Annotated in this window: 17 protein-coding genes and 1 other RNA gene; 11 read left to right on the top strand and 7 right to left on the bottom strand. The window is 72.5% G+C overall.

Annotated features, from left to right (window positions below; genetic code table 11):
- Positions 1–211 precede the first annotated feature (211 nt).
- From Q5762_RS33285 to Q5762_RS33295, 3 genes are read left to right on the top strand one after another with little or no spacing between them, the layout of a single operon-like run.
- A complete protein-coding gene (locus tag Q5762_RS33285; protein ID WP_315896025.1) occupies positions 212–1,066 on the top strand; it encodes a MaoC/PaaZ C-terminal domain-containing protein in 855 nt (284 codons plus the stop codon).
- Between the two features lie 44 nt (positions 1,067–1,110).
- On the top strand, positions 1,111–2,187 hold the full coding sequence (locus Q5762_RS33290; protein WP_315896026.1) for a Zn-dependent alcohol dehydrogenase: 1,077 nt from the start codon (positions 1,111–1,113) through the stop codon (positions 2,185–2,187).
- Between the two features lie 38 nt (positions 2,188–2,225).
- Positions 2,226–3,167: a 3-oxoacyl-ACP reductase gene (locus tag Q5762_RS33295; protein WP_315896027.1), complete on the top strand. Its 942-nt coding sequence runs from the start codon at positions 2,226–2,228 to the stop codon at positions 3,165–3,167.
- Positions 3,168–3,947: 780 nt separating this feature from the next.
- On the opposite strand, the gene Q5762_RS33300 is transcribed toward Q5762_RS33295, so the two are convergent.
- Complete coding sequence (locus Q5762_RS33300) at positions 3,948–5,066, bottom strand: hypothetical protein (protein ID WP_315896028.1); 1,119 nt, start codon at positions 5,064–5,066, stop codon at positions 3,948–3,950.
- Positions 5,067–5,324: 258 nt separating this feature from the next.
- On the opposite strand from Q5762_RS33300, the gene Q5762_RS33305 reads away from it, so the two are divergent.
- The 5 genes from Q5762_RS33305 (at position 5,325) to Q5762_RS33325 (ending at position 10,383) form a co-directional block, all read left to right on the top strand.
- The gene (locus Q5762_RS33305) at positions 5,325–6,365 is read left to right on the top strand and encodes an iron-siderophore ABC transporter substrate-binding protein (RefSeq protein ID WP_315896029.1); all 1,041 of its coding nucleotides are present in this window, start codon (positions 5,325–5,327) and stop codon (positions 6,363–6,365) included.
- A 110-nt stretch (positions 6,366–6,475) separates the two neighbouring features.
- The gene (locus tag Q5762_RS33310) at positions 6,476–7,294 is read left to right on the top strand and encodes a Nif3-like dinuclear metal center hexameric protein (RefSeq protein WP_315896030.1); all 819 of its coding nucleotides are present in this window, start codon (positions 6,476–6,478) and stop codon (positions 7,292–7,294) included.
- Positions 7,291–8,034, top strand: coding sequence for a C4-type zinc ribbon domain-containing protein (locus Q5762_RS33315; RefSeq protein ID WP_315896041.1), 744 nt, complete (start codon positions 7,291–7,293; stop codon positions 8,032–8,034). Before Q5762_RS33310 ends, Q5762_RS33315 begins: the two co-directional genes overlap by 4 nt.
- On the top strand, positions 8,034–9,473 hold the full coding sequence (locus Q5762_RS33320; protein ID WP_315896031.1) for a bifunctional RNase H/acid phosphatase: 1,440 nt from the start codon (positions 8,034–8,036) through the stop codon (positions 9,471–9,473). The genes Q5762_RS33315 and Q5762_RS33320 overlap by 1 nt, the downstream gene beginning before the upstream one ends.
- A gap of 76 nt (positions 9,474–9,549) precedes the next feature.
- Positions 9,550–10,383, top strand: coding sequence for a GNAT family N-acetyltransferase (locus Q5762_RS33325; RefSeq protein WP_315896032.1), 834 nt, complete (start codon positions 9,550–9,552; stop codon positions 10,381–10,383).
- Between the two features lie 47 nt (positions 10,384–10,430).
- On the opposite strand, the gene Q5762_RS33330 is transcribed toward Q5762_RS33325, so the two are convergent.
- The gene (locus Q5762_RS33330) at positions 10,431–11,054 is read right to left on the bottom strand and encodes a bifunctional 4-hydroxy-2-oxoglutarate aldolase/2-dehydro-3-deoxy-phosphogluconate aldolase (protein ID WP_315896033.1); all 624 of its coding nucleotides are present in this window, start codon (positions 11,052–11,054) and stop codon (positions 10,431–10,433) included.
- A gap of 75 nt (positions 11,055–11,129) precedes the next feature.
- Positions 11,130–11,894, bottom strand: coding sequence for a peroxide stress protein YaaA (gene yaaA / locus Q5762_RS33335; RefSeq protein ID WP_315896034.1), 765 nt, complete (start codon positions 11,892–11,894; stop codon positions 11,130–11,132).
- A 97-nt stretch (positions 11,895–11,991) separates the two neighbouring features.
- Here yaaA and Q5762_RS33340 point away from each other — a divergent pair, with 97 nt between their 5' ends.
- Positions 11,992–13,434, top strand: coding sequence for an RNB domain-containing ribonuclease (locus Q5762_RS33340; protein ID WP_315896035.1), 1,443 nt, complete (start codon positions 11,992–11,994; stop codon positions 13,432–13,434).
- Position 13,435: 1 nt separating this feature from the next.
- On the opposite strand, the gene Q5762_RS33345 is transcribed toward Q5762_RS33340, so the two are convergent.
- Both Q5762_RS33345 and Q5762_RS33350 read right to left on the bottom strand, forming a co-directional pair.
- A complete protein-coding gene (locus Q5762_RS33345; RefSeq protein WP_315896036.1) occupies positions 13,436–14,236 on the bottom strand; it encodes a hypothetical protein in 801 nt (266 codons plus the stop codon).
- Positions 14,233–15,003, bottom strand: coding sequence for a MerR family transcriptional regulator (locus Q5762_RS33350; RefSeq protein WP_315896037.1), 771 nt, complete (start codon positions 15,001–15,003; stop codon positions 14,233–14,235). Before Q5762_RS33350 ends, Q5762_RS33345 begins: the two co-directional genes overlap by 4 nt.
- A 142-nt stretch (positions 15,004–15,145) precedes the next feature.
- Here Q5762_RS33350 and Q5762_RS33355 point away from each other — a divergent pair, with 142 nt between their 5' ends.
- Together Q5762_RS33355 and rnpB are read left to right on the top strand one after the other, a co-directional pair.
- Positions 15,146–15,715, top strand: a complete 570-nt coding sequence (locus Q5762_RS33355; protein ID WP_315896042.1) for a Uma2 family endonuclease — start codon at positions 15,146–15,148, stop codon at positions 15,713–15,715.
- A gap of 30 nt (positions 15,716–15,745) precedes the next feature.
- Positions 15,746–16,144, top strand: an RNA gene (gene rnpB / locus Q5762_RS33360) — RNase P RNA component class A.
- A 47-nt stretch (positions 16,145–16,191) separates the two neighbouring features.
- On the opposite strand, the gene Q5762_RS33365 is transcribed toward rnpB, so the two are convergent.
- Together Q5762_RS33365 and Q5762_RS33370 are read right to left on the bottom strand one after the other, a co-directional pair.
- Positions 16,192–16,374 (bottom strand): hypothetical protein, encoded by a 183-nt coding sequence (locus tag Q5762_RS33365; protein WP_315896038.1) that lies wholly within the window; start codon positions 16,372–16,374, stop codon positions 16,192–16,194.
- Positions 16,375–16,464: 90 nt separating this feature from the next.
- Entirely contained in the window at positions 16,465–16,779 is a 315-nt protein-coding gene (locus Q5762_RS33370) for a MazG-like family protein (protein WP_315896039.1), read from the bottom strand.
- Positions 16,780–16,862 lie beyond the last annotated feature (83 nt).

The raw sequence follows: 16,862 nt of genomic DNA on the forward strand, positions 1-16,862 counted from the left end.
TGTCGTCAGCTGAGGCCTGCCCGAGGGGTTCTCAACTCACCCCCGCTCGGCTATACATGAGGATCACCGACCTAGAACGCGTTCTAGAACGGAAGGAAGGGCGCGTACGGGACGGTCCCGCACGGCCTCGGTGCGGCCGACGGTGCGGACGGTCGCACCGAGGTCTTCCACACGTCACGATCCTCACGGATCTCCAAGGAGCAGCATCCTCATGCCCATTGATGCCGCCAAGGCCGTCGCCGCCGAGCCCCGCAGCGCCGAGATCGGCTGGGACCACAAGGACATCCAGCTCTACCACCTGGGCGTCGGCGCCGGCACCCCGGCGACCGACCCGAACGAGCTCCGCTACACCCTGGAGTCCCGGCTCCACGTCCTGCCCAGCTTCGCGACCGTCGCCGGCGCCGGCATGGGAGTCGTCGGCGGGCTCTCCGCGCCCGGCATCGACGTCGACCTCGCCGCCGTCCTGCACGGCGGCCAGTCGATCACCCTCCACCGGCCCGTCCCCGTCAGGGGCAAGGCGGTCACCACCTCCCGCGTCGCCGCCGTCCACGACAAGGGCAAGGCGGCGGTTCTCGTGCTGCGCTCCGAGGTCGCCGACGACGACGGCCCGCTGTGGACCAGCGACGCGCAGATTTTCGTCCGGGGAGAGGGCGGCTGGGGCGGCGACCGCGGACCCTCCGAGCGGCTCGAACTCCCGGACCGCGAACCCGACAAGACCGTCGAGCGGCCCGTACGGGAGGACCAGGCGCTGCTCTACCGGCTCTCCGGTGACTGGAACCCGCTCCACGCCGACCCGGAGTTCGCCGCGCTCGCCGGCTTCGACCGGCCGATCCTGCACGGACTCTGCACGTACGGCATGACCCTCAAGACGGTGGTGGACACGATGCTCGGCGGGGACGTCGCCCGCGTCCGCTCGTACCGCACCCGCTTCGCCGGGATCGTCTTCCCCGGCGAGACCCTGCGTATCCGGATGTGGACCGGTGACGGCCGCGTCCAGGTGTCGGTCACGGCCGTGGAGCGCGACGACGCTCCCGTACTCGCCGACACCCTCGTCGAACATTCGTGACCCCGACCCGTTCGTGACCCTGACCTCCCGGAGGGAGCCGCACCATGCGCGCAGCCGTACTGCACGAGATCGGCCAGGAGAAGCTCGAAGTCCTCGACGACGTCGAGGCCGTGGGATTCGGCCCTGGCAAGGTGAAGATCCGGGTCAGGGCGACCGGACTGTGCCACTCCGACGTCTCCGCGATGAGCGGCGTGCTGCCCCAGCCCGCCCCCTTCATCCCCGGCCACGAGGGCGCGGGCGAGATCATCGACGTCGGCGACGGTGTCACCGGGCTGAGCCAGGGCCAGCGGGTGCTGCTCTGCTGGCTGCCCGCGTGCGGAGTCTGTCCCGCCTGCAAGCGCGGCCAGACCCAGCTCTGCCTGGCCGGATTCATGAACGCCGGTACGCCCAACTTCCGTAGGCCCGGCGGGGAGGTCTTCGGCTTCGCGGGGACGGGTACGTTCACCGAGGAGGTCGTCGTCGACGCGGGCTGCGCCGTCCCGATCCCCGACGACGTGCCCTTCGACATCGCCGCGCTCATCGGCTGCGGCGTGACCACCGGGCTCGGCGCGGCGATCAACACGGCGAAGGTGGAGGCCGGTTCCTCGGTCGCCGTCATCGGCTGCGGCGGCGTCGGCATCTCCGCGATCCAGGGCGCCAAGCTCCAGGGCGCCGCGCAGATCGTCGCCGTCGACCCGGTCGAGTCGCGGCGCGAGGCCGCCCTGCGCTTCGGCGCGACCGAGGCCGTCGCGCCCGACGGCCTCGCCGACGCCAAGCAGCGCGTCACCGCGGGCGAGGGCTTCGACTACGTCTTCGAAGTCGTCGGCAAGTCCGCCACCGCCCGTACCGCGTACGAGACGACCCGGCGCGGCGGCACGCTCTGCGTCGTCGGCGCGGGGGCGCTCGACGACTTCCTGCAGCTCAACATGTTCGAGCTGTTCTTCGACGAGAAGAGGATCCTGCCGTCGATGTACGGGGGTGGTGACGTCATGCGCTCGTACGAGCGGGCCATCGCGCTCTGGCGGGCGGGGCGGATCGACCTGGAGTCGCTGATCACGCACCGGGTGCCGCTGGCGGGGATCAACGAGGCGCTGGAGCAGATGCGTACGGGTGTGGCGCTGCGTACGTGCATCGAGATCTGAGTCGGGATCTGAGTGGGGAATTGAGAGGACGCGAATCGATGTCACTCCCTCTTGAGGGGCTTTCGGCGATCGTCACCGGCGCGGGCCGGGGCCTGGGCCGGGCCGAGGCGCTGGAACTCGCCCGGCTCGGCGCGGCCGTGGTCGTCAACGACTACGGGCAGCCGGGGCGGGACGGTTCGGGTGAGGCGTCTTCCGCGCCTGCGGAGGAGGTCGCGGAGGAGATCCACGCGGCGGGCGGGCGGGCGGTCGCGCACCTGGGCGACGTCGCCGACTTTGAGACCGCCCGGGGGCTTGTTGACCTGGCGGTGGGCGAGTTCGGGAAGCTGGACATCCTGGTCAACAACGCGGGGATCCTGCGGGACCGGATGGTCTTCTCGATGAGCGAGGAGGAGTGGGACTCGGTGATACGGGTCCATCTGAAGGGCCACTTCAACACGACGCACTTCGCGGCGGTGCACTGGCGGGGGCGGGCGAAGGCGGGGGAGTCCGGAGTGTACGGCCGGATCGTCAACACCTCGTCGGAGGCGTTCCTGGCGGGCTCGGCGGGGCAGCCGAACTACGCGGCGGCCAAGGGCGGGATCGTGGGCCTTACGACGTCTACGGCGCTGGCCCTTGCGAAGTACGGCGTGACGGCGAACGCGATCTGCCCGCGGGCGCGGACCCGGATGACGGAGGACGTGTTCGCGGGGTTCGCGGAGCCGGGGGCGGGGGAGTTGGACGCGCTGGCGCCGGAGCACGTGGCGCCGGTGGTGGGCTACCTGGCGTCCCCTGCGGCGGCGGACGTGAACGGCCAGCTGCTGGTGGTGCACGGGGGGATGGTCGCGATCGTGGAGCGGCCGAGGGTCGCGGCGAAGTTCGACACGACGAAGGACGCGTTCACGTACGAGGAACTGGACGCGCTCTTGTCCCCGCACTACGCGGGGCGGCCGGCGGGGGAGACGTTCGCGGCGGCGGAGGTTCTGGGCCTGAAGCGGAGCTAGGTGGGACGGGGCGGAATTTCCCCCACCCCGCCCCTCCCCGAACTCTGACGAGACCGGGGGGCTGTCCCTGGCCCCCGGGGCGCGGCGGCTTCGCGTCGCGAGGGCGCGCGGGGTGCGGGGCTGGACGGAGCGAGACCGAGGGCGCTGCACCCGGGCCCCCCGGGGTGCGGCAGTTTCGCGCTGCGAAGGGCGGGTGGGGGCGGGGCTGGACGGACGAGAGCGAGGGCGCTGCCCCTGGGCCCCCCGGGGTGTGGCAGTTTCGCGCCGCGAAGGGCGGGGGTGCGGGGGTTGGTCGGACGAGAGTGGGGGCGCTGCACCCGGGCCCCGGGGTGCGGCGGGTTCGCGTCGCGAGGGGTGGGGGTGCGGGTGGTCGGGCGTGACTGGGGGCGCTGCCCCCTCGGGGCCCCGGGGTGCGGCGGCTTCGCGCCGCGGCAGTGCGCCGGGTGGACGGGCCCTGGCCCCCCGGGGTGCGGCCGGTTTGTGCCGCTGCCCCCGGCCTCCGGTGCGGCAGCTTCGTGCCGCCAGCGGAACCGGGGGAGTCGTCGTGCAGCGCAGAACGGCCCCGGGGGTACCCCCGGGGCCGTGTCGTCGCTCGGCGGGATCTCGCCTACCGCTCCGCGTCGCGGCGGTGGCGGCCGTGGGGGGAGGTTGTGGAGTCCTCCGACGGCGCCGAGTTGCCGCGGTGCTTTCCGGAGCCCTCCGACTCCGTCCCGTCCGTACGCGCTTCCGACATGGTGGAACTCACCCCGTATTGATCGCTGTTGTCGTGCGGCCGAGATTCTAACCAGCGGCCTTGCGGTCGGCGAGGGGTGCCTGCTGGAGCGGGACCGGGCGGCAGACCCGCTGCTCGGGCGGGGCGATCGTGACCTCTACCGCGACCGGCTCCGGCGGGACCGTCAGGCCGGCCAGCCCGCAGGGCGTGTCCTGCGTCGCGTACGGAAGCCGCAGCACGCCCTCCTGCGTCCAGACGCCCGCCCCGGCCAGCCACCCCGCCGGCGCGGCCAGTTGGTGCGTACGGCGGCCGGCCGGCTGCCACATCCCGACCCAGCTCCCGCCCGCCGCGTCGATCCGCAGCGCGACCGAGCAGGTCTCCGGAAGCAGCACCTGCCCCGGCTGTACGGCGAACGGCGTCACCGCCACGTCGTCGAGCCGCAGGCAGTCCGGGAACCGGATCGGCAGCAGACTGCCCAGCACGCCCCACCCCAACCGCTCGTGCCCCGGTGACGGCGCGTCGGAGCCGATCAGCAGCAGCCCGCTGTCCGGGTCCGCCAACAGCAGCCGGTCGTCGCTCTCCGCCGTGATCTGGAGCAGCGGCGTCACCTCGCCGCCCCGCTCCAGGTCGACCGCCACCGCCTTCACCGGGCCGCCGTCCAGGCACCGGTCGAGGGCCAGCATCCGGCCCGTACGGTCCAGCCAGACGCCGCCCGTGCAGCGGCCCTTGACCTCCGCGACCTGCTCGGGGCCGAACGCCCCGCCGGCCACCAGCCAGATCGTCGTCGTGTCCGCCCCGACGCACATCGCATAGCCGCAGATGCCGTCCGGCGACGGTGGCAGGAGGGTCAGCTCCGCGGCCTCCACCGCGCCCAGGGGGAGTTGGCCCGTCCCCGGGCCCGTCGGGTACAGCAGGGAGAACGTGTGCCGCAGACCGTCCACCCGGCGGCCGATCAGCACCCGCCCGTCCGCCAGTGGCAGCAGCTGGGCGTGGGCCTCCTCGGGCTGGTCGAGCGGGAGCGGTACCGCGTACGGCTCCGGGCCGTCCAGCGTCCACCGCTCCGCGTACAGGGCGTCCCCCGTGCCGGTGAGCCGCGCCGCGTACGCGCCGTTCGCCGTGATCGTGAGCCGCGCCGGCCGCACCGCTCCGCCGCCGTCCGTCGTTGTCTCGATGGCACAGGCTGTCATCGACTCGTCACCTCCGGCCACCGAAGCTAGTTTTCGCACTTCCTGCCGAACAACACGAGACCGGTCACTTCACACATAAGGGTGGCCGTGAATCGATTCTGCTGAGGGGAGGGGGCCGGGTGTGCTGGAGAGATGAGTGGTGCGTAAGGTAAGGCGATCCTAAGTGGAGCCTGAGAATCCGGGTGGGGGCCTCGCCCGCGACCGGTTCGCGCCCCGCTTCGGCGCCGCCGTCCTCGTACCCGTACAGGAGTAGTCCCCATGTCCCTCCGCCGCCGCGGCACCGCCGCTGCCGTCGCCCTCGCCGCCGCGCTCTCCCTCGCGGCCTGCGGTGGCGCCGCCGACGAGAAGCCCGCCACCTCGGAGAAGAAGGGCGGCGCCGCCAAGAAGGACGTCGCCACGGGCGGCAAGGACTTCGGCGACGCGGCGGCCAAGACCGCGGCGATGGGCACGGACGCCAAGCCCGGCCAGTTCCCGCGCACCCTCACCCACGCGCTCGGCAAGACGGAGCTCCCCGCCGCCCCGAAGCGGGTCGTCGTGCTCGACGTCGGCGAGCTCGACAACGTCGTCTCGCTCGGCATCAAGCCTGTCGGCTACGCCCCGGCCGAGGGGGACGATGGCATCCCCACGTATCTGAAGAACGACGCGGGCGCCCCCAAGTCCGTCGGCACGATCAACAACCTCAACCTTGAGGCGATCGCCAACCTGGAGCCCGACCTGATCCTCGGCAGCCAGCTGCGCGCCGCGGACAAGTACGACGAGCTCTCGAAGATCGCCCCCACCGTGTTCTCCATCCGCCCCGGGTTCACCTGGAAGGAGAACTACCTCCTCAACGCCGCGGCCCTGGACAGGACCGCCGACGCGAAGTCGAAGCTCGCCGCGTACGAGACCAAGGCCAAGCAGCTCGGTACCGACATCGGGCCCGACAAGCCTTCCATCTCCATGGTCCGCTACCTCCCGGGCAAGATCCGCCTCTACGCCAAGGCGTCCTTCATCGGCACGATCCTCCAGGACACCGGCCTGCCCCGGCCCAAGAACCAGCAGATCGACGACCTCGCCGCCGAGATCAGCCCCGAGAAGATCGACCAGGCCGACGCCGACTGGATCTTCACCGGCGTCTACGGCGACCCGAAGGCCACCAAGCGCGACACCGCCCAGGCCAACCCGCTGTGGAAGAACCTCAAGGCCGTCAAGGCCGGCCAGGCCAAGGACGTCCCGGACGAGACCTGGTACCTGGGCCTCGGCGTGACCGCGGCCGACGCCGTCCTCGACGACCTGCGCGCCGACCTCGTCAAGAAGTAAACGACCTCGTCAAGAAGTAGACGACCTCGTCGAGAAGTAGCGGAACGGGGTTCTCCGCGGTTGTCCACAGGCAGGACGGCGGGGCACGGGGGCCAGGTAGCCTTTCCCTCGTGCCCCGTCTGTCTGAAGTCATCGCCGCGCTCGACGCTCTCTGGCCGCCCGAGCGTGCCGAGCAGTGGGACGCCGTCGGCACGGTCTGCGGCGACCCCGACGCCGAGATCGGCCGCGTCCTCTTCGCGGTCGACCCCGTCCAGGAGATCGCCGACGAGGCCCTCGCGCTCGGCGCCGACCTGATCGTCACCCACCACCCGCTCTATCTGCGCGGTACGACGACGGTCGCGGCCTCCCACTTCAAGGGCCGCGTCGTGCACACGCTGATCAAGCACGACATCGCCCTGCACGTCGCGCACACCAACGCCGACACCGCCGACCCCGGTGTCTCCGACGCCCTCGCCGGCGCCCTCGACCTGCGGATCACCGGCCCGCTGGTCCCCGAGAACAACCTCGGCCGGATCTGCGAGCTGGACCACCCCGAGACCCTGGCCGAGTTCGCCGCCCGCGCCGCGAAGCGGCTGCCGTCCACCGCGCAGGGCATCCGGGTCGCCGGTGACCCGGGGATGACGGTCCGCCGGGTCGCGGTCAGCGGAGGCTCCGGCGACAGCCTCTTCGACGCCGTTCGGGCCGCGGGCGTGGATGCCTTCCTCACCGCCGACCTGCGCCACCACCCGGTCTCCGAGGCCACCCAGCACGCACCGATCGGTCTGGTCGACGCCGCCCACTGGGCCACCGAATGGCCCTGGTGCGAGCAGGCCGCCGCCCAGCTCGACGAGATTTCCGACCGCCACGGCTGGGACCTGCGCGTCCACGTCTCGAAGACGGTCACCGACCCCTGGTCCTCCCACCACACCTCCCCTGGAGCCCCCAACTGAACGCCGCGCCCGCCGACCAGATCCGACTCCTCGACGTCCAGTCCCTGGACGTCCGTCTCCAGCAGCTCGCCCACAAGCGCAAGTCCCTGCCCGAGCACGCCGAGATCGAGTCGCTGAACAAGGACCTCACGCAGCTGCGCGACCTGCTCGTCGCCGCGCAGACCGAGGAGAGCGACTGCGCCCGCGAGCAGACCAAGGCCGAGCAGGACGTCGACCAGGTGCGCCAGCGCGCCGTACGGGACCAGCAGCGTCTTGACTCGGGCGCCGTCTCCTCCCCGAAGGACCTGGAGAGCCTGCAGCGCGAGATCACCTCGCTCGCCAAGCGCCAGGGTGACCTGGAGGACATCGTCCTGGAGGTCATGGAGCGCCGTGAGTCCGCCGCCGAGCGGGTCGCGGAGCTGACCGAGCGGTCCTCCTCCGTCCAGGCCAAGGCCGACGACGCGACCGCCCGCCGCGACACGGCACAGGCCGAGCTGGACTCCGAGGCGGCCAAGGTCGGCAAGGAGCGCGAGCTCGTGGCCGGTTCCGTCCCCGCGGACCTGCTGAAGCTCTACGAGAAGCTGCGCGAGCAGCAGGGCGGCGTCGGCGCGGCCCGGCTGTTCCAGCGCAAGTGCGAGGGCTGCCACATCGAGCTCAACATCACCGAGTTGAACGACGTCCGGGCGGCCGCCGCGGACGCGGTGCTGCGGTGCGAGAACTGCCGCCGGATCCTGGTCCGTACGTCGGAGTCCGGCCTGTAATGACTGCGGCGAGCGGAGCGGTCAGGGAAGTCGTCGTCGAGGCCGACGGAGGCTCCCGGGGAAACCCGGGACCCGCCGGTTACGGGGCGGTGGTCCTGGATCCGGTCACCGGCGAGACGCTCGCCGAGCGCGCCGAGTACATCGGCGTCGCGACGAACAACGTGGCCGAGTACAAGGGCCTGGTGGCCGGGCTGAAGGCGGTGCGCGAGCTGTTCCCCGACGCCCGCGTGCACGTCCGGATGGACTCCAAGCTGGTCGTCGAGCAGATGTCCGGCCGCTGGAAGATCAAGCACCCGGACATGAAGCCGCTGGCGGCGGAGGCGGCCCGGGTCCTCCCGGCGAGCCAGGTCCGCTACGAGTGGATCCCGCGCGAGCAGAACAAGCACGCGGACCGGCTCGCCAACGAGGCGATGGACGCGGGCAAGCGGGGCAAGCAGTGGGAGCCGTCGGCCTCCACGGCGGCCCTGGACACGTCGGCGGCGCGCTACGCGTCGGCGGCGCCGTCCGAGGCCCCCGCCGGCCCGCCAGGCGACGCCACGGCGGGCGCGGCCCGCGCGCGGGCCGCGCTGGCGGGGGCGGGCTCCGGCGCGGGTGCCTCCGCCGGGTCCGGTACGCGTACGGGCTCCGGTGGCGGCCCCTCCGACGGCGGGCTCTTCCCCGCCGACGAGACCGTCGCGGCGCAGGCCCGTGCCTCGCTGGCCGCGGCCGCGACCGCCGAGCAGGAGTCCGCGGCGAGCGGCGACTTCGAGGCGGAGGCGGGCACGCACCCGTCCGCCACCGGCACCGCCGTCCCGGGCTGGGGGGCCGCCGACATGGGGGCACCGGCCACGTTCGTGCTGCTGAGGCACGGGGAGACCGCGCTCACGCCCGAGAAGCGGTTCTCCGGGAGCGGGGGCACCGACCCCGTGCTGTCCGCCGCCGGGCTGCGCCAGGCCGACGCCGTCGCCGCCGCGCTCGCCGCGCGCGGTACGATCCAGGAGATCGTCAGCTCCCCGCTCAAGCGGTGCCGCCAGACCGCCGAGGCCGTCGCCGCCCGCCTCGGGCTCGACGTACGGATCGAGGACGGGCTGCGCGAGACCGACTTCGGGGCCTGGGAGGGACTGACCTTCGCCGAGGTACGCGAGCGGTACGCCGAGGACCTCGACGCCTGGCTCGCCTCGCCCAAGGCCGCCCCGACCGGCGGCGGCGAGAGCTTCGCGACGGTCGCCCGCCGCGTCTCGGCGACCCGGGACCGGCTGACCGCCGCGTACGCGGGCCGTACGGTCCTCCTCGTCACGCACGTCACGCCCATCAAGACCCTGGTGCGGCTGGCCCTCGGCGCCCCGCCGGAGTCGCTGTTCCGGATGGAGCTGTCGGCGGCCTCGCTGTCGGCCGTGGCGTACTACGCGGACGGCAACGCCTCCGTACGGCTCCTGAACGACACCTCGCACCTGAGGTGACCTGACGGATGTGAGGTGGGGGCGGGGCCGCGGAAATCCGTGGCCCCGCCCCCGCTTCCGTAGCACCATCGTCGTCATGACGTGGCACATCACCGAGGACGCCGCCGCCTTCCGCGCCGCAGCCGACGAGCACTTCGCCGCCGAGCCCGCGCGCAACACGGTGCTGCTCACCCTCAGCGAGGGCGCCCGCAGACGGCCGGTCGCGGACGCGCGGTACGGCTGGTGGACCGAGCCGGACGGCCGGGTCACCGGCGCCTTCCTGTTCACGCTGCCCCACGAGCCGGCCCTCGGTCCGATGCCCGCCGTGGCCGCCCGCGCCCTCGCGCACGTCCTGCCGGACGCGGCGGAGGTGACGTCCGTACGGGGCGAGGAGGAGCCGGCCGAGGCGTTGGCGCGGGAGCTGTGCCGGGGGTCCGGCCGGTCCTGGACGACGACGCGCCGGATGCGGCTGCACCGGCTCGGCACGCTCACCCCGCCCGACCCCGCACCGGCGGGCCGGGCCCGGACGGCGGGTGTCGACGACATCCCCCTCGCCGTGGAGTGGATGAGGCACTTCGCCCGCGACATCGGGGAGGACGGTGACGTCGATTTCACCCCGAACATCGCGCCGCGCGTCGCCGACGGCCGGCTCCACCTCTGGGAGACCGAGGAAGCCGGACCGGTGTCGATGGCGAGCGTCTCGCAGGTCGTCGCGGGCCAGGCCCGGGTCTCACCGGTGTTCACGCCGGCCGGGCTGCGCGGGCGCGGTTACGCGGGCGCCGTCACCACGGCCGTGAGCCGGGCGGCCATGGACGCGGGGGCGGAGCAGGTGCTGCTCTTCACGGACGTGGCCAACCCGACGAGCAACGCGCTGTACCGGCGGCTCGGATACCGCCCGGTGACCGACCACGTCGGCCTGACCATCTCCTGACGACCGTTCTCCCGACCGGCCGTCCTCCTGGCGGCCGGTCAGCGGGTTCACAGCCCCGCCGCCTCGCGCGCAAGCGACTCCACCCGGGCCCAGTCGCGGGCCGCGAGGGCGTCGGCGGGCAGCATCCACGTACCGCCGACACAGCCCACGTTGGGCAGCGACAGGTACGACGGGGCCGAGTTCAGGGAGATGCCGCCGGTCGGGCAGAACCGGGCCTGGGGGAGCGGACCGGAGAGCGACTTCAGATACGGGACGCCGCCCGCCGCCTCGGCCGGGAAGAACTTCATCTCGCGCACCCCGCGTTCGAGCAGGGCCACGACCTCGGACGTGGTCGAGACGCCCGGCAGGAACGGGACGCCGGAAGCCTTCATCGCGTCAAGGACGCCCTCGGTCCAGCCGGGGCTGACCAGGAACCGGGCCCCGGCCCCGACCGCGTCCGCGACGCCGGCCGGCGAAATGACGGTGCCGGCGCCGACGACGGCGTCCGGGACCTCGGCGGCGATCGCCCGGATCGCGTCGAGCGCGGCGGGCGTCCGCAGGGTCACCTCGATCGCGGGCAGACCGCCCGCGACCAGCGCACGAGCCAGCGGTACGGCATCGGCGGCGTCCTCGATCACCACGACCGGGACGACGGGAGCGAGGTCGAGAACGGAGGGCAGCGCGGAGGTCATGGCCCCATCCTGCCGGTACGCGACATCGTGTGCAACGAGCGTTGCACACGATGCAACGCTCTCGCGAGCGGCGCGCTAGTGGATCTCGTCCACCAGCACGTCCAGAGCCCCCGCCTTCCCCTCCTCCACCACGTACTTCAGGTCCCGCAGCGCCTCCACCAGCTCCGCCGGGTCCCGGGGGGCCGCGCCCGCCTCCAGGAGGCTGCGGACGATCCGGCCCTTGGTCGCCTTGTTGAAGTGGCTGACGACCTTCCGCGTCGGTGCGTGCAGGACCCGTACCGTCGCCGTTCGCGTCGCCACCTCGCCCTTCGGCTTCCACGCCGACACGTACGCCGAGGAGCGCAGGTCCAGGACGAGGCCGTTTCCGGCCGCTTCCGGGAGGACCTCCGCCATCGCGCGCCGCCAGTGCGCGACCAGCGCGCCGAGGCCCGGCAGCTTCACGCCCATCGAGCAGCGGTACGACGGGATCCGGTCGTCCACCCGCACCGCGCCCCACAGCCCCGAGAAGACCAGGAGCGAGGCCCGCGCCCGCTTCCGGGCCGCCGCGTCCAGCGTGGCCAGGCCCAGTGCGTCGTACAGCACGCCCGTGTAGACCTCGCCGGCCGGGCGGGCCCCCGCCGTCCGCAGCTCCGTGTTCTTGGCGATCTCGCCCCGCAGCCCCTCGCTCAGCCCGAGCACCTCGCGCGCCTTCTCCTCGTCGGCGGCGCACAGCTCGACCAGCTCGTCCAGGACGGCCGCCCGCGCCTCGGCCAGGCCCGGCAGCGACAGGGACTCCGGCTTGAGCGGCGCCCCGCGCCCCGACGCGGCCTTACCCTCCGACGGCGGCAACAGCACGAGCACGGTGGTTCTCCTTCGTACGTCCAGGGGCTGGGGGTGCGGCCCCAGGGCGTTCAGCCTACAAAGTGCCGGGTACCGTCCCCCGCCATACGCTCGGTCCATGCCCCGCCGCCACATTCACGTGACCGGCGCAGCCGAGGGCCTCCGGGCCGCGCTGCGCGCACTGAGGACCCGGATGAACCTTCCGGCAGACTTCCCGCCGGCCGTCGTCGCCGAGGCACAGGCGGCCGCGGCGTCCCCGCGGCTGCCGGACTACGACGCCACCGACATCCCGCTCTTCACGATCGACCCGCCGGGCTCGCGCGACCTCGACCAGGCCATGCACCTCGCCCGTCGGCCCGGCGGCTACCGCCTCCACTACGCCATCGCCGATGTCGCGGCGTTCGTCGCCCCGGGCGGCGCCGTCGACAAGGAGGCCCACCAGCGCGTCGAGACCCTCTACTTCCCAGACGAGAAGATCCCGCTGCACCCACCGGTCCTCTCCGAGGGCGCCGCCAGCCTGCTGCCCGACCACACCGCGCCCGCCCTGCTCTGGCGTTTCGACCTGGACGTCGACGGCAAGCAGGTCGCCGTCGACGTACGCCGAGCGCTCGTCCGCAGCCGCCTCAGACTCGACTACGCCGGCGCCCAGCAGTTGATCGACAAGGGCACGGCGGAGGAACCGCTCGCTCTGCTCAAGACCGTGGGCACGCTCCGCGAGGCCCTGGAGGTCGAACGCGGCGGGGTCTCCCTCGATCTCCCCGAACAGGAGGTCGTGGAGACCGGCACCTCGTACACCCTCGTCTACCGCGCCCCGCGCGCGGTCGACGGCTGGAACGAACAGATCTCCCTGCTCACCGGCATGGCCGCGGCCGATCTGATGATCGCCTCGGGCACGGGGATCCTGCGCACCCTCAGCGCTGCTCAGGACGGGGTCGAGAAGCTCCGCCGCTCCGCGCAGGCGCTGGAGATCGACTGGCCGCACCATGTCTCGTACGCGGAGCTCATCCGCTCACTGGATCCGGCGAACAATCCCCGGCACGCCGCCTTCCTTCTGGACGCCACCGGCCTGTTCGACAAAGGGGCGTACATCTCCTTCGAGGACGGCCGGCTTCCGGACTCCGTGGTCCATTCCGCCATCGCCGACGAGTACACGCACTGCACCGCGCCCCTGCGCCGCCTGGTCGACCGCTATGTGGGCGAGCTCTGTCTGGCGGCCGTCGCGGGCCAGGCGCCACCCGCATGGGTGAAGGACGCGCTGGCGAAGCTGCCGGCCGACATGGCGAGGGGGCGCGGCAAGGACGCCGACAGGGAGGGCATGGACGTCGTCGAGGCGGCGCTTCTGAAGGACCGGATCGGCCAGATCTTCGACGGGTTCGTGATCGACGCGAAGGCCCCCGCGAAGAAGAAGGGTGTCGTGCATCTGAAGGATCCGGCCGTGGTGGGCAACGTGAGGAGTCAGCAGCGGCTGACGGAAGGGAGCCGGGTGAAGGTGAGGCTGAAGAAGGCGGACCCGGCGGAGCCGGACAGGGAGAAGATCCTCTTCGAGCACGTGCCGGAGTGAGTCAGGCGCTCGCGACGGCCCGCGCCAGCGCCCGGTGCAGCGCGCGGGCGTCGTCCGCGTGGAAGCGGAGGGTGTGGACCGGCCGGGGCGCGCCGAGGAAGCGGGGCGCTTCGACCGGCTCGGTCAGCTCGATCGTGAGCGAGGTCTGCGAGCCGACGGCGAGGTTCAGCTCCCCTTCGGTCTTCTCGTGGGAGAAGACCAGCTCGCTCCGGACGGCGCCGATCCGGTCGAGCGGGATGTGGAGGTCGACGTGCGCGGCCTGCCGCAGCCGGAGCGCGTCGGGGGTGAGGACGTGCGGGCGGGTGACGGAGGCGGCGTGCAGGCCGAGGACGAACAGCACCGTGTACACGTCCAGGACGAGCACGATCCCGTGGACGACCGGCCAGTCGGCGAGCAGGTACGACATGCCGACGGTCTCGACCAGGCAGACGAACGCGAAGCCGTAGATGAGGGCGGCCTGGTCGCGGGCGTGCGGGAAGGCCTGGTCGCCGGGGCGCACGCCGACGCGCCGCCGGCCCACCCACCGGACGAGGCTCACCATCAGCCGCAGCTCGTGCCCCAGGAGCCGCAGCACGGGCTCGGGCACCAGCTCGCCGAGGGCCTGCCGGGCGGAGCGGCCGCGCCGCCGGAGCCGTACGTACGTCACGAGGCCGGCGGTCGCCACCAGAAGGCCGGCGACCTCGGCGGCGGCGAGGGCGGCCGGGGGTACGCGCACCCCGGAGACGAGCAGGACGAGCAGGACGACCTCGGCGGGCAGGAACGCGTAGCCGATCCCGCGCAGGAGGCGGATCACGGCGGTCACCGGTTCCGCTCCCGGAGCAGGCGGAGGGCGAGGTGGACGACGGCGGACTGGGCGGGGGAGAAGTCGCCGAAGAAGGCCTCAGTGAGCCGTCCCTGCGGCAGGCCGCCCTGCTCGCCGATCTGCTCCACCAGCGAGTCCGGCAGACAGTCGGCGAGGGCCTGTCCGGCCTCCGCCACGCGCGGGTCGTCGACGTCGTCGACGTCGGCCAGGGCGTCGAGCCGCGCGTACACGTCGTGGGCGCGGGCGACGACCGCCGGGTCCTCGGTCATGGAACGCATCGCGCCGATCAGCTTCGACCGCTCCTCGTCCGGGGCGACGGTGTCGAGCAGGGCGAGCAGCTCCCGGTCCATGGCGGCCATCGGGGACGCCGGGACGTCGCCGAGGCCCGCGAACAGTCCGGCCAGCTCGGGCGAGACGGGCCCCTCGGCGGTCAGCCGCCCGGCCCGGGCCTCCCCGAGCAGCTCGGCGAGGCGCGCCCGCCGCTCGCGGATCACGGTCTCCTGGCGCCCGAGGTCGGTGTCCAGCTCCTCCAGGACCTCGACCAGCTCGCGGCCCTCGTCGTCGGCGAGCACGTCCCGGACCTCGTCGAGCCCGAGCCCGAGCTCGGCGAGGCGCCGGATCCGGGCGAGCAGGACGGCGTCCCGGATGCCGTACTCGCGGTAGCCGTTGGCCCGCCGTACGGGCTCGGGCAGCAGCCCGAGGTGGTGGTAGTGCCGCACGGCCCGCGGGGTGACCCCGACGAGGGCGGCGATCTCGCCGATTCGCATGAGCCCAGTACAAACCCTGACGCTGCGACAAGGTCAAGCGACGTCCGCCGCCGCGCCCTGATCATGTGCCACGATCTGGGGAAGGACTTCGATCTCACGGACGGCGGGTGCCTCGATGTCTGACGATCACGACATGACTGCCATGCCGCACGAACCACTCATGCAGGCGGACGTCCTGCTGGAGGGCTTCCTGGCGCTGGACACGCCGGAAGGCTTCCGAGCGGAGCTGATCGAGGGGGAGATCGTCGTGACGCCGCCGCCGGACGGGGACCACGAGGACTACATCAACGTCATCGTCAAGCAGGTGATCAGGCGTTCAGCAATCGATGTGGACTTCTCCGGGAACAAGGGCCTGACGTTGGAAGGGATCCCCGACGCGCCGAAGGACCACGTCATTCCAGACGGCACCTTCGCTCCGAACGAGCTGCGCCTCTATCGGGGTGCGGACTCGTGGATGCCCTGCGAAGGTGTCGCGATGGTCCTCGAAGTCACGTCGAGCCGTCCGAACAGGGACCGTGAGACGAAGCGCCGCTGCTATGCCCGGGGCGACATCCCGCTCTACCTCCTTGTGGACAGGGGGGCCACTTCGGTGACGCTCTTCACCGACCCCGCGGGCGGGGACTACCGCGAACGGCACATGGTGCCCTTCGGCAAGCCCCTCCCCCTCCCCGACCCCTTCGGCTTCGACCTGGAGACGGCCGACTTCCGCTGAAACGCCGGGTAGCATGGGCGGCACGGCAGACGAGCCGGGCGGGCGGCCGCGTGGGGATCCTCGGATCCTCCCGAGGAACGTCCGGGCTCCACAGGGCAGGGTGGTGGCTAACGGCCACCCGGGGAAACCCGCGGGACAGTGCCACAGAAAACAGACCGCCGGGGACCTCGGTCCTCGGTAAGGGTGAAACGGTGGTGTAAGAGACCACCAGCGCCTGAGGTGACTCAGGCGGCTAGGTAAACCCCACCCGGAGCAAGGTCAAGAGGGGACACCTCGGTGTCCCTGCGCGAACGTTCGAGGGCTGCTCGCCCGAGTTCGCGGGTAGACCGCACGAGGCCGGCGGCAACGCCGGCCCTAGATGGATGGCCGTCACCCCGACGACCGCGAGGTCCCGGGGCACAGAACCCGGCGTACAGCCCGACTCGTCTGCCTCTTCCCGCTCACGGAGCCCCCCGGCGGCGCCGTCCCCAGACCCGTCAGAAGAGCGGCATGGTCTCTTCCGGGTCCGTCGTCGTCGGGTCGCCGGGGTGCAGTTCCAGCTGCCAGGCCGTCGCGTGGGCGAGGGGCAGGCGGGTTTCCGAACCGGCGCACAGCATCAGGGACTTCCGCTCGCGCTTGTGGTCGACGACCACGCCGTGGCCCAGTCTCTTCGTGGGCATGAGGGCGACGGTGCGGCCGCAGACGGGGCAGGCGGCTCGGGGTAGAGGCATGGCACCAGGATGTCGTACGGGACTGACAGTGGCGGTGGGTCAGGTGTCCAGGGAGCGGTCCGCCACCCGCCTCACGTGGCCCGCGAAGACCTCCGGGGCGTCCGGGTTCAGGGTCCGTAGCGCCACCATCGCCGTGATGATCACGTCGCAGAGCTCCGACTCGACGTCCTGCCAGGTGTGGGTCGTGCCCTTGCGCGGGTTCTGGCCCGTCGCGCCGATGACGGCCTCCGCGACCTCGCCGACCTCCTCCGAGAGCTTCAGGACGCGCAGCAGGACGTCCTGTTCCGGCGGGAGGGTGTGGTGGGCGGAGATCCAGGAGGCGAGGCGGTCGATGGTGTTCCACGGGTCGGTCATGAGGCAGAAGCGTCTCTGATCAGCTAAGCGGTCCCATGCGAACCGTAGGGTTCGGTGTGGGTTCTGCCCACCTGGGCGGGGTA

It is taken from the genome of Streptomyces sp. P9(2023) (assembly GCF_032436795.1).
GTDB lineage: Bacteria > Actinomycetota > Actinomycetes > Streptomycetales > Streptomycetaceae > Streptomyces.

Bases quoted from the DNA above. Each gene is read 5' to 3' on its own strand.
- Q5762_RS33320 (WP_315896031.1), top strand. From the start codon at position 8,034: ATGACTGCGGCGAGCGGAGCGGTCAGGGAAGTCGTCGTCGAGGCCGAC.
- Q5762_RS33300 (WP_315896028.1), bottom strand. From the start codon at position 5,066: ATGACAGCCTGTGCCATCGAGACAACGACGGACGGCGGCGGAGCGGTG.
- Q5762_RS33325 (WP_315896032.1), top strand. From the start codon at position 9,550: ATGACGTGGCACATCACCGAGGACGCCGCCGCCTTCCGCGCCGCAGCC.
- Q5762_RS33290 (WP_315896026.1), top strand. From the start codon at position 1,111: ATGCGCGCAGCCGTACTGCACGAGATCGGCCAGGAGAAGCTCGAAGTC.
- Q5762_RS33355 (WP_315896042.1), top strand. From the start codon at position 15,146: ATGCCGCACGAACCACTCATGCAGGCGGACGTCCTGCTGGAGGGCTTC.
- Q5762_RS33365 (WP_315896038.1), bottom strand. From the start codon at position 16,374: ATGCCCACGAAGAGACTGGGCCACGGCGTGGTCGTCGACCACAAGCGC.
- Q5762_RS33340 (WP_315896035.1), top strand. From the start codon at position 11,992: ATGCCCCGCCGCCACATTCACGTGACCGGCGCAGCCGAGGGCCTCCGG.
- Q5762_RS33295 (WP_315896027.1), top strand. From the start codon at position 2,226: ATGTCACTCCCTCTTGAGGGGCTTTCGGCGATCGTCACCGGCGCGGGC.
- Q5762_RS33285 (WP_315896025.1), top strand. From the start codon at position 212: ATGCCCATTGATGCCGCCAAGGCCGTCGCCGCCGAGCCCCGCAGCGCC.
- Q5762_RS33350 (WP_315896037.1), bottom strand. From the start codon at position 15,003: ATGCGAATCGGCGAGATCGCCGCCCTCGTCGGGGTCACCCCGCGGGCC.
- Q5762_RS33305 (WP_315896029.1), top strand. From the start codon at position 5,325: ATGTCCCTCCGCCGCCGCGGCACCGCCGCTGCCGTCGCCCTCGCCGCC.
- Q5762_RS33330 (WP_315896033.1), bottom strand. From the start codon at position 11,054: ATGACCTCCGCGCTGCCCTCCGTTCTCGACCTCGCTCCCGTCGTCCCG.
- Q5762_RS33370 (WP_315896039.1), bottom strand. From the start codon at position 16,779: ATGACCGACCCGTGGAACACCATCGACCGCCTCGCCTCCTGGATCTCC.